Source organism: Mesorhizobium sp. BR115XR7A (genome assembly GCF_020165315.1).
GTDB classification, from domain to species: domain Bacteria; phylum Pseudomonadota; class Alphaproteobacteria; order Rhizobiales; family Rhizobiaceae; genus Mesorhizobium; species Mesorhizobium australicum.
Window position 1 is genome coordinate 59,755 of the sequence record NZ_JAIUHW010000022.1, and the last position, 10,717, is coordinate 70,471.

The following is a 10,717-nucleotide window of genomic DNA, read 5'->3' on the forward strand; positions in this document are numbered from 1 at the left end:
TTTCATCTGGAGGACTTTAAAGCAGCTCTTGAAAAGCAGGTCGTGGCCGTCGCCTTTGACGATCAAGCCGCTTCCTGCGCCGAAGGCCAGGCGACACTAGATCTTGCGGTGAGGTTGCTCGCCAGGCTCTATCCAGTTCTGGCGATACTCCCGCTGGGCAGCGCGGCAAGCTCTCAAGCCCAAGCGCTGGAGCGCTTGGCAAAGTCGATAAATCCAAAAGTTGGCATCCGGCGTTCCGGCAAGTCTGCCACCATCTGCGTAGTTGCAGGGGTGACGCGCCCACCACTCCGGTGCCCGACCTTTTTCATGGGATCGGACGGTTGGGCGGCAAAGCTGTCGCGTACGGACCCGGTGGGCTCCGGCTCGAGTTTGCTGCCCTATGGAGCTGGCGCCGCCAGTTGCTTCGGCGCCGCCAACGTCTTTCGAACCATCTTCGCCGCCCAGCTGACCGGCGCCGAGTTAGACGAAACCATCGACCTCTCGTTATACAGCTACGACAAGACCAGAGCCGGCGAGGCAGGCCCGATCGACATACCTGTCGACCTTGGCGAAACGCACCTCGTTGGGCTCGGTGCGATAGGCCATGGCTCGCTTTGGGCGCTAGCGAGACAACCCGGTCTCACTGGTCGTCTGCATGTAATCGATCACGAAGCAATCGAACTCTCAAACCTGCAGCGCTACGCCTTGGCCGGCCAGGCGGAGATTGGCATGTCCAAGGCGGTTCTTGCAGCCACCGCCCTTAGATCGACGGCCCTTGGGGTCGAGGCGCACCCGCTGACGTGGGCAGAATATGTTGCGCGCCACGGCGACTGGGTCTTCGACCGAGTGGGTGTGGCGCTTGACACCGCCGCCGACCGTCTGGCGGTCCAAGGTGCTCTGCCCCGATGGATCGCGAATGCCTGGACGCAGGAGCACGACCTCGGCATCTCGCGGCACGGGTTCGATGACGGCCAAGCTTGCCTTTGTTGCATGTACCTGCCGTCCGGGAAATCCAAGGACGAGCACCAGCTGATTGCCGAGGAACTCGGAATACCGGAAGCACACGAGCAGGTGAAAACGCTCCTGCAGACCAATGCCGGAGTTCCCAACGACTTTGTAGTTCGGGTGGCTACAGCGATGGCTGTGCCGTTTGAACCGCTAGCCCCGTTTGTTGGCCAGCCCCTGCGTTCCTTTTATCAGCAGGCTATCTGCGGCGGTCTGGTGTTCCAGCTCAGTGATGGAAGTCGCCGCGTTCGAACCGTGGTTCCGATGGCCTTCCAGTCAGCGCTTGCCGGGATTATGCTTGCCGCCGAGCTCGTCAAACATAGCGCGGGTTTTCCCGTGGGCCCAACGACGAGCACTCGGGTGAATCTTCTGCGCCCACTTGGCTCCCACTTGCACGATCCGAAGGCCAAGGATTCCAGCGGCCGCTGCATCTGTAGCGATGACGATTTCATTGCCGCTTACAGGCGCAAATACGGCAAGAGCGTCGTACAGCTAAGCGATGTCTCCGCCGCCTAAGCAGACGCGCGAATGTCTCCGTTGCCGCCGAGCGGCGATGTGCGCGCCACTACGAAACGCTATGTCCGCTCCTCTGCCGTCCGAGGGTCCATGAGATAGCCTCCCCACGCGCCACACCGGAAACCTCCTTTCCGATGTACCGATCAAGCACCGGCCTCCATGGCACGAGCGTGAACTCGCGCGACTTCTCGATCACGGCATATTTGCCGCTGGCAAGCTCGACCGATCGGCGCAGCGTGCCTTCTATTCGTTCTCCAGGCTGCGCTTCGGCATACGAGAGACCGAGCTGATCCGACAGCTGGCCGGCGACACGGTTCAGCTCGCGCTGGCGCAGGATCGAAATCATGTTGGCACGATAGACGACCCGGTCCTGTTCTTCGTGCGCGAGGCCTTGCGCGATCAGCCACTGCCGCCGACGGGCATGCGCCTCCCGCACCTCATGCCCGAAGCCTGAGTTGCGCAACGGCTCCGGTCTCTCGGCAACCAGGTTCCGGTCGAGCCAGGTGGCGCCTTCGAAGCTGACTTGGCGTTCCAGCGGCATTGATGAGAGCTTCTCGACTATCACAGGCTCGACCCTGGCCCGCAGGCGCTCGTATTCCGCGACACGATCGAGATGATCCGGCGCGATGATCCAAGTGCCATTCGGCTCGCGCTCCACGCCGCCGGTGGAGCGCCGGATCGCCTCCAGCCGGCGGATATGCGTCTCGGCAAAGCTTTCGGTGGCGAACGCATCATGCTTGAGGTGCATATCGACGCTGTAACGGCCGCCGTGTGCGGTAGCGATGTCGGCGATTGTACGGTCGACTTGCCTGGGCTTGGTATCCCTCGACGTGACACGCACGATGCAGCCGTCGGGCGTCGGTTCTGTCAACTCGCCTTTGCCGATGTCTATCCAATGGCTTTTGCCGTCAACGCCGTCGACGATGAGGTAATGCCGATCGTTGATTTCGTCGGCGAGCCCGCGCGCGGCGAGGCGGCCGACGACCGGTGGGGAGGGCTCTTCACGTCGATCGTGGACAAGGTAATCGGCGGCACTGCGAGCGAGCCCCTTGCCAGTCAGCTCGCGGTGCATGGTCTTGATGATGTCGCCGCGTTCGCCGGTGCGGCGCAGCGTGGCTTCCAGCTCATCATCCAGGCGCCAGCGGACCGGGTCGACCTCCTCGGCTAAGCCCATCCGCTCGAGCTTGCGCAGACGGCCTTGATGCAGCGTCTGGCGAAAGGCGTCGCGGCCGTCCGTAGAAACAAGTCGGTCCTCATCGCGCATGCGCAGCAGCTGCCGGTCGATGCTGGTGAAGCGTTCCTGCTCCATTTCCTGGCGCAAGCGCTGTTCAATCTCGCGGTCGGTGCGGGGACCGAGGTCGAGGCTCACCAGTTCGGCCGCCCGCTCGCGAATGCCGCTCGAAATATACTCCCGCGCGATGACGAGGTTTTCGCCGCGATCATCCTTGCCGCGGACAATGATATGGGTGTGCGGATGGCCGGTGTTGAAATGGTCGACGGCAACCCAGTCGAGCTTCGTACCGAGGTCCTCTTGCATCTGCGCCATGAGACGGCGGGCGAGCGGCTTGAGGTCGTCATAGTCGATACCATCCTCGGGAGCGACGATGAAGCGGAATTGATGCCGGTCGCTATCCGCGCGATCGACGAAGGCCTTACTGTCGATGCGATCACTGCCGGGGCCATAGAGTTTGCCGGGTTCGCCTTCCCTGGTGACGCCATCGCGCTGGATGTAGCGCAGATGCGCACGCGCTCGGTCCGAACCCTTGCCGGCCAGCTTCACAATCCGCGCCTTGACCATCACCCGCCGCTGCCGGAAGGCGGCATACCGGTCGCGTGACTTGAGCAGCGCGGCCGCCGCCCCGCCCCGGCCTGTCCGGCTCCCCGTGAAGCGACCGCCGCGCTGGAGGCGGCCGCCGGCTCGGTTGATCGCTGCCTTGACCTGGCCGGCATAGCGCTTGCCTGCTTTCGAGCCGCGCGAGCCGATCTTGCCGAGCTTCGGCCTGAACTCATCGTCCTGCATACCAGCCTCCGGGCAAATTCAAGCGAAACCTGAGTCTCGCTGGCCCACCCTCCTGGCGCCGCCGGCAGCCTCCGGCAAAAACGATGTGCAGACAAAGGCTTCGCCGCCTCATGGAGGCGGTGCCTTTATCTTGCCTTACGCGCCCCTCGCCTTAAGCGTCCCTGGCCCCTCCCGGATGCCCTCAACATCGCTAGCCATTGTGCTTCTTTGGCCGCGCGAGATCCCTGCCGAGCGGCACGAAAAGGCCGCCATTCGTTTCACCGGCGCGAACACCGTCGCGAAGGAAGAACAAAGAGCGTCCGGAGGGAGCGTTCCGCCCCTTTGAAGTTGTGGATTGGCCTTTGAATTCGTTCATGTCGGCCGCCGAAATCCCCGTCGCCTCAAGCTGTTTCAGATAGGCAACGGTCTCTTTCGGCAGCGGCCTTCGAAGCTTCAAATGGCCTTCATAGCGCTCGGGTCCAGCGTTGTAGGCGGCAAACAGGCCGGGGAATCCGAAACGCTTATACATGGCGCTGAGATAGGCGGTTCCGGCCAAGATGTTGTCGCGCGGATCGTGCGGGTCGGCTCCCAGACCGTGCTCGACGCGCATCTCCTGATAGGTGCCGGGCATCACCTGCATAAGACCCATGGCGCCGGCGCGGGAGGTGATGGGACGGCCATCGAGGACGGTCTTGCCGCGGCTTTCGGCATCGATGACGGCGCAAATCCAGGCCTGGGGAATGTGGAAGCGTGCGCTTGCTTCCGATACGAAGTGCTGCCATCGTTGCAGCTGCGGACTTTGGGAGATGACGGCTGGCTCAGCGCCGGTCGAGGCGGAACAGGCGCATGGCGCGACGGCGATCATGCCGAGCATCAGGAGGGTCACTCGGTCCATAGCGGCACCAGCCTCCCGATGATGTTTTCGGCCGGCACCGGCCCGAAATAGCGACTGTCGAAGGAGTGATTTTTTTCGTTGCCGAGCAGGAAAACCTCGTCATGGGCGAGCGCTCGGCAGCCGTTCCACCAGGGCAGCGGACGGCCTTGCGTGTCGATTTTGAGCCGACGGGCGACGATCTCGCCGCCTATGATGATGGCATTACTAAAGGCGCAGACATGCTCGTCCGGCAGCGCGGCGAGACGCTTCACCAGCGGTGTATTGCGAGGCAGATAACCGCGTTGGTCGGCGAGATAGGCAACGAAGCCAGGCGGGCGGGCGAGCACAAGATCGCCGCGCGCAGGCGTGCCAGACCCAACGCGATAGAGACCGACCGGCGCGCTAGCCGAGGCGTTCCAGACCAGCAAGGGAGACGGCTTTGGGAGCGCCGTGAAGCCTGTCAGGCTCAGGCCAATCGCGGCGATGGCGATTGCCTTGCGCGCCCGAACGCGCCGCAAACGGCTGCCGATCAGATGGATGGAAGGCCGCTGGCTCATGAGCGGGCTCCCTCGTCGGCTGAGCCGGACCCGCCCTTGTCATCGTCGGAGCCGGGTTCTGGCGGGCGGCCTTTCGACCAGTCGTCGAGTTCGTCGATGTGGTAGCGGACATAGCGGCCATGCTTGCGGTATTTCGGGCCGCCGCCGGTCAGCCGCATCTTTTCCAGGGTGCGCTGGGACAGGCCGATATAGAAGGCAGCCTGCGCGGTGTTCAGAAACGGACTGCCCTTCTTGGCGCGGGCCGCGCGGTCGTTTTCGTCGTCCATGATGGTCCTCGTTTCGCTTCGGACAAGCAACCGCGAGGATCGGCGAACGAGGTCGTCGTGGGGACGGGCGAAGAGTCGGGTGGGAGTTTTCGCCGCCCCTTCGGGCGAGCGTCGGCGGGAACCCCCGCGCCGAGTTGCGGCGCGAGGGCTTGAGCCGGCCGGTCAGTCGGCCGGGTTCCAGATGACGGCGTAGGTGTCTTGATCGTCTTGGCCGGCGGCGCGGCCGAGATTGGCGTAGAGCTTGCGCGGACCGAACTCCGGTGCGGCGATGGACAAGCTCACATAGTCGTTGCCGGAAGTCTCCCCGGTTCGGACCCAGCCGGCGCCGACCTCCACGCCCTGCGTCAGCACCCGGAAGTCGGGATGGTTGTCGGCGGACTTGCTCCGATTGGGCACGATGTCGATGTCGGCGCGGACGCTGAGTGTCCTGAGCTGGCCTTTGTAGCTGCCGTTTTCCTGCTTGTTGACGTAACCGATCGCGGTCATTTTCCTGTCTCCTTTTGCTGTCGCCGGGGACCATTCCCCTGCGATGGCGGACCGTGATGGGCGCGTCCGGACCACCCGAACCCGGCAGGGCCGCAGCGGCAGCGAAGGACCCGAGCGGGCAGCTTTTTTGAAGCGAAGCGGGCGCGAGGAAGCCGCGTCATGCGGCGGGGAAAAAAGCTGGTGGCGAGGGTTTCGGGCGGGCTGGAACCGCCCATAGGTCAATGAGCCAGCCGCAGGGGAATAGTCCTCAAGACGTGTGGGGACAGGTCGCGTGATCGGGTGAGCACAACAAGCGATCGGAACGCGTGCGGCGGGTTCCGCGCGCTCAACACCGTGCCGGATCGATAAATGTGCCCGTGCACCGGAGCCCCAGCAGGCATCTCGGCGTGGTAATCGAGCACTGACAAAGGCGAGCTTTGGCGGCCGGATGTTGTTGCCGGAAGCGGGGTCCAAGGGGCGGAACGTGCAGCCAACGCGCCCCGGAGAGGCGCCAACCCGCGGCTATCGACGAGCCGCCTCGGCATGGCGGACTCATTCGAGGGTAACAGCGACCGGGCCTTGGCCCATTGATCGGCGGTCGGAAGCCGCCGCGTTTCGTGTGTTTTCGGTTGGGAACTTGGTCGAATCCGCGCCAGCAGGTTCCATTGGAGCGAAACCGATCGTCTCGGCGTGATCGAGGAATTCGACCACATTGATACCGATGGCCTTCGCGAGGTCCGCCTGGCTGAGACCAGACGCTTTTCTTTTATCGACGCGGACATACCCGGGTGATCGGCCAGCCGCCATCCGCCAAGGTTAGGTCGTTCCTAGCGGCGCGGCGGGCACGGCTGAGCCCGCGTCCGAAGTCGACGAGGAAAGGGTATTGCTCCCCCGATTTCCGAAGAAGGCCACTGGTCGCAATTGCCCCTGTGGGCCGTGGCGATCTTTTGGTCGCGCTTGCGACATTCTTGTCAGCCTTCGCGACACAACAATGTTTTCGGATAGGCGCGCACGAGGGAGCAAATCAAGGAATCTCAATCATGCAAACGCCGTGACGCCCAGCCGGACTCGATCCTCACGGCGTGGAGACCGGCGCGCCGTGCTGAAGAGCTCGAAGGTGTCAAAGGCCTTCCTCGACAGGGGGAGCAGCAACAGCGCGATCGTAGGCGCGACGGCCGCGTCTTCGCAGATCGCAGCCCGCGCACGCAATTACACGCAAGAGACAAAGCCTTACGCGGTCGATGCCGGCGTGCGGCAATGCATCGGCTCGGCCCGTCCGGAACGGTTTTCGCCTTCCCTTGCCGGTGCGGAAGTTCTGACTACTCCGACAGTACAGCACCTTTGCTCGGTCCGGGTGACCACGCGATTGTGCGGCGCGCTCGGTCTCGGTCAAGGCACGGCGCCCCTGCTCAAGCCGACAGGGCTTCGGCAAAAGATAGTCCGATTCGGTGCCCCCAAGTGAAATGGCATAGCGCTTGCTGTTATCCGTTAGAGCCCACCAAAGCACGTAGAAAGCTATGAACAGAACCATGGCAAAAACGCGAAGTTCCATACAAGCGCCCAAGGAGACCGTGCACGTTTGCGCCGAACGTCCCCTCCAGACGTCCCTCCTCCGGTATCTGATTTGCTATGGCTGGTTCGAGACTGACGGAGCCGTGGCGCTCGCCCAATTGTCGCTTACCCGCCTCCGCCAGGAGGATGCCTTTTTTGGAACACGGCATCGACCAAGTGCGGCCTCCCGGGCCCAGGACTGTCGTCGACGCGATCAAAGTGCATCAGGCGACGGTAAGCCGGGTGACGTCGAACACATACATGCAGACCCCGCGCGAAGTGTTCGAACTGAAGTATTTTTTCACCGTCGCGAGCGCGTCCTCCCAAGGTGGCGACGCGCGGTCCCCCCCGAAGCTGTCCGCCATCGGATCAAGGCGACAATCGCCGACGAATCGCAAGATGACGTGCTTTCCGACGACGACATCGTCGTCCGGCCCAAGGAAAGGGCCATCGATTTGCGCGCCGCACCGTCACAAAATATCGCGAAGCGATGAACATCCCCTCGTCCGTGCAATGCCGCAGGGAATGGCGCTTCTGGCGTTAATCCGGGTCAACGCAGCAACCCGAGTTTGCAGCACATCCAAACTGGAGACCCTGTTGATGACCGAATCCGCTACGGGCTTCATGGACGGAGTTCTGCATGACCCAAAACAGCCAGATCAACGGTCTGGTCCCGCATGGGGTGCAGTCATTTCGCTTGCCTTAGGCACCTTTGGGCTTGTGACGGCAGAGTTTCTGCCTGCCAGCGTGCTGACGCCGCTCGCGCATGATCTCTCTATCACCGAGGGTGCAGTTGGACAGGCGCTGACAACGACCGCCATCGTGGGGGCGATCTCGGCGCCCACGATGGCCGTCATCACAAGGCCCCTGGACCGCAGGATCGTCATATGGGCGATGACGCTGCTGCTGATCCTGTCGAACGTTCTATCGGCCGTCGCGGGGTCGCTGCCGGTTCTCCTGGCCGCCCGCGTCGTGCTCGGCATAGCACTCGGAGGGTTCTGGTCGATTTCGGCAGCGCTGGCGATGCGGCTCGTTCCAAGTCACCTCCTGCGGCGCGCCATGTCGATCATCCTCACCGGCGTTACCTGCGCTACCGTTTGCGCGGCTCCAATCGGCGCCTATGTCGGCGATATCTGGGGATGGCGAACCGCCTTCATGATCGCTGCGGTCGTCGGCGCCGTTACGCTGGTAGCGCAACTCATAACCATTCCGAGGCTGCCTCCGATTGGAGTGGCCAGCTTCCGCAGTCTGCTGGATGTGGCCAAGAATCCGATGATCAAAGTCGCGATGTTGGTCGTCCTGCTGGTCGCTTCCGGGCACTTCGCCGGCTTCACCTATATCCGCGCCTTCCTTGAGAAGTTTCCCGCGCTTGATATCGAGACGATCTCGCTGGTGTTGCTCGTCTTTGGCATCGGCGGCTTCTTCGGCAATTTGGCCGGCGGATTCCTGGCCGAGCACAGCCTCAAGGCAGCCGCGGCCCTGCCGCCCCTGCTCATAGCGATGGCCACTGTCTCGCTGCTGACGCTGGGAGCATCGGCTTGGGCCACGGCGATTGCGGTTACAGTATGGGGCTTTGCCTTCGGCGCGGTGCCGGTGGGACTGCAGACATGGATGGTGCTGCACGCCGCTCCCGAGCAGGCCGAAAGCGCCGGTGGGCTGATGGCCGCAACGTTCCAGGTAGCCATCGCAGCGGGCGCGATTTTCGGCGGACTACTGATGGACAATGCCGGCGTCGCCAGTTCCCTTGCCTACAGCGCCGTTGCCTCGTTCCTCGGCGCCCTGACAGTGTTCTTGCTCGGCCCGAAGCGCGAACCTCAGACCACCTGACAGAGAGGCCATCAGTGCAGCGCGGGAAAGATGCAATCATCAGCCGCGCGGTGCGATCCTACGCACGATTTTTGGCGGTTGCAGGCCTCGTCTCCGGGTGATCGGACGCTGTTGTCCGGTCGATTTCGACCGGCGGGGGCGTTTCGAATGATGGTGCCGACGAGAGAACCTAAGAGTGCGGGACCGAACCGGACCGCCTCGTCCGTCGACCGCTCTGGCATGGCGACGCGGTCTATGCGGCTCTGTCTTGCGGCGAGCATCGGGCGGATCGCGCGCCTGATCTCTTACATGAAGCTCGGGGCCGAACATGCCCCGCGGCTTCTGATTCGGCCCGAAATAGAGGATCGTTCGGCGATATCGTAGTTGTATTCACCAACTGTGATCCAGCCGCGATTGAACGTCGACAGCCCCGCGCGGCGGATTTCCAGCGGCGGAACCTCATGCGCCGCCTGCCCTTGGTAAGGCGGCTTACCGGAATTCGGCAGGACGACGAGACGAGTTATCTCACGCTCAGTATCCCCGCAATTCGGTGCGGCGCATGGCGAAAACCTTCAGCCTCGCATAGCTTGCGGTAAAAGTACTTCTTCCACTTCATGTTTTTGGTGTTGCCGGCTGCCAGCATGGGGAAACACGTGGCACGCCGTCATGCAAAATCATCGAATGTGCGTCAGACCCAATTTTGCACGCCGGTTCGCACCCGTATGAGGCGCTGAGTAAATCGAGACTGAGACCAGGAGTGCCCGCGACTTCACATGCGGGATGCCTCCTGCAACATTATCTGCCGCATCCAGATGCTTGCCGGATCACTGTTGTGGAGGGTGGGCCATTGGACGGCCTCGGTGAACGTGGGAAGTGGCCGCGGAAGTTCGATGATCCGCAAGGGGAAGGTTTTTTTGAAATGCTGAACCAGCCGGAAGGGCATGGTCGCTATCCGAGCTGTGCCTGAGACCATCGGCGGGATCATGCTAAAGGCCTGTACGACGATCTCAACACGTCTCTTGAGACCATGCTCAAGCAAAAACTGTTCCTCGATGGATGGCATCTGGGCACCGCCGACCCTGAACGCAATGTGTTTCATCGACACGTATCTCTCGAATGTAAGCTGACGTGGCAACTGCTTGTTCGTGGGGCAGCCCACGCACACGAATGTCTCGTCGAACAGCGCCGCTCTTGGATGGGCACTTGACATGAAAAATTCCGGAAGAATCACAAAATCGACGTCACCGCGCCGGAGAAGCTCATCGGGGTCGTTGTCGAGCGGCCGCAATTCGAAGCTGACGGCGGGTGCTTCGCTTGCAACCCGCTCCACGACCTTTTCAAAAAACACGAGTGTGGCGAAATCGGAAAGAATGATCCTGAAGCGGCGATTGGATTGAGCCGGATTAAACGGATCCCAAGAAATAATCGAGCACTGGATTTGCAAGAGTGCGCTGCGAACTGCGGGGGCGAGTGTTTCCGCACGCGGGGTTAGAACACGTTCGCGGCCGCTCGTCGTAAACAGTTCATCGTTGAAATAGTCGCGCAGCCGGGCGACGGCCGCGCTCATGGCCGGCTGACTAAGGTTGATGCTGCTTGCCGCCGCCGTGAGGGTCCGCTCGGTCAGCAGTGCGTCGAGCACGACGAGAAGATTCAGATCAAGGCCTTTGAAGCGCATGGCTTTCACTTATCCATAGCGTGG

The 10,717-nt window shown here is 62.4% G+C and carries 8 protein-coding genes and 2 pseudogenes; 3 read left to right on the forward strand and 7 right to left on the reverse strand.

The window, feature by feature from the left end:
• Positions 1 to 42: 42 nt before the first annotated feature.
• Entirely contained in the window at positions 43 to 1,500 is a 1,458-nt protein-coding gene (locus LB557_RS30480) for an E2 ligase fold family C protein (RefSeq protein ID WP_224713147.1), read from the forward strand.
• A gap of 49 nt (positions 1,501 to 1,549) precedes the next feature.
• Here the strand turns inward: LB557_RS30480 and rlxS are convergent, their stop codons facing one another.
• From rlxS to LB557_RS30505, 5 genes are all read right to left on the reverse strand, one after another.
• Entirely contained in the window at positions 1,550 to 3,520 is a 1,971-nt protein-coding gene (gene rlxS / locus LB557_RS30485; protein ID WP_027033384.1) for a relaxase/mobilization nuclease RlxS, read from the reverse strand.
• Between the two features lie 190 nt (positions 3,521 to 3,710).
• The gene (locus LB557_RS30490) at positions 3,711 to 4,394 is read right to left on the reverse strand and encodes a lytic transglycosylase domain-containing protein (RefSeq protein WP_027033383.1); all 684 of its coding nucleotides are present in this window, start codon (positions 4,392 to 4,394) and stop codon (positions 3,711 to 3,713) included.
• The gene (locus LB557_RS30495; protein ID WP_027033382.1) at positions 4,382 to 4,930 is read right to left on the reverse strand and encodes a S26 family signal peptidase; all 549 of its coding nucleotides are present in this window, start codon (positions 4,928 to 4,930) and stop codon (positions 4,382 to 4,384) included. The genes LB557_RS30490 and LB557_RS30495 overlap by 13 nt, the downstream gene beginning before the upstream one ends.
• Entirely contained in the window at positions 4,927 to 5,196 is a 270-nt protein-coding gene (locus LB557_RS30500; RefSeq protein WP_006328932.1) for a helix-turn-helix transcriptional regulator, read from the reverse strand. Before LB557_RS30500 ends, LB557_RS30495 begins: the two co-directional genes overlap by 4 nt.
• A gap of 162 nt (positions 5,197 to 5,358) precedes the next feature.
• Positions 5,359 to 5,682, reverse strand: coding sequence for a DUF736 domain-containing protein (locus tag LB557_RS30505; protein WP_027033381.1), 324 nt, complete (start codon positions 5,680 to 5,682; stop codon positions 5,359 to 5,361).
• A gap of 1,683 nt (positions 5,683 to 7,365) precedes the next feature.
• Here LB557_RS30505 and LB557_RS30510 point away from each other — a divergent pair.
• A pseudogene (locus LB557_RS30510) lies at positions 7,366 to 7,756 on the forward strand (RNA polymerase sigma-54 factor); the annotation flags it as partial.
• A 56-nt stretch (positions 7,757 to 7,812) separates the two neighbouring features.
• Positions 7,813 to 9,039 (forward strand): MFS transporter, encoded by a 1,227-nt coding sequence (locus LB557_RS30515; RefSeq protein ID WP_027033379.1) that lies wholly within the window; start codon positions 7,813 to 7,815, stop codon positions 9,037 to 9,039.
• A gap of 521 nt (positions 9,040 to 9,560) precedes the next feature.
• On the opposite strand, the pseudogene LB557_RS30520 reads toward LB557_RS30515, so the two are convergent.
• A pseudogene (locus LB557_RS30520) lies at positions 9,561 to 9,667 on the reverse strand (nitrogen fixation protein NifQ); the annotation flags it as partial.
• Positions 9,668 to 9,787: 120 nt separating this feature from the next.
• Complete coding sequence (locus LB557_RS30525) at positions 9,788 to 10,693, reverse strand: LysR family transcriptional regulator (RefSeq protein ID WP_224713148.1); 906 nt, start codon at positions 10,691 to 10,693, stop codon at positions 9,788 to 9,790.
• Between the last annotated feature and the right edge of the window lie 24 nt (positions 10,694 to 10,717).

Coding starts and splice junctions, on each gene's coding strand:
- LB557_RS30515 (WP_027033379.1), top strand. CDS start 7,813: ATGACCGAATCCGCTACGGGCTTCATGGACGGAGTTCTGCATGACCCA.
- LB557_RS30525 (WP_224713148.1), bottom strand. CDS start 10,693: ATGCGCTTCAAAGGCCTTGATCTGAATCTTCTCGTCGTGCTCGACGCA.
- LB557_RS30500 (WP_006328932.1), bottom strand. CDS start 5,196: ATGGACGACGAAAACGACCGCGCGGCCCGCGCCAAGAAGGGCAGTCCG.
- LB557_RS30505 (WP_027033381.1), bottom strand. CDS start 5,682: ATGACCGCGATCGGTTACGTCAACAAGCAGGAAAACGGCAGCTACAAA.
- rlxS (WP_027033384.1), bottom strand. CDS start 3,520: ATGCAGGACGATGAGTTCAGGCCGAAGCTCGGCAAGATCGGCTCGCGC.
- LB557_RS30495 (WP_027033382.1), bottom strand. CDS start 4,930: ATGAGCCAGCGGCCTTCCATCCATCTGATCGGCAGCCGTTTGCGGCGC.
- LB557_RS30490 (WP_027033383.1), bottom strand. CDS start 4,394: ATGGACCGAGTGACCCTCCTGATGCTCGGCATGATCGCCGTCGCGCCA.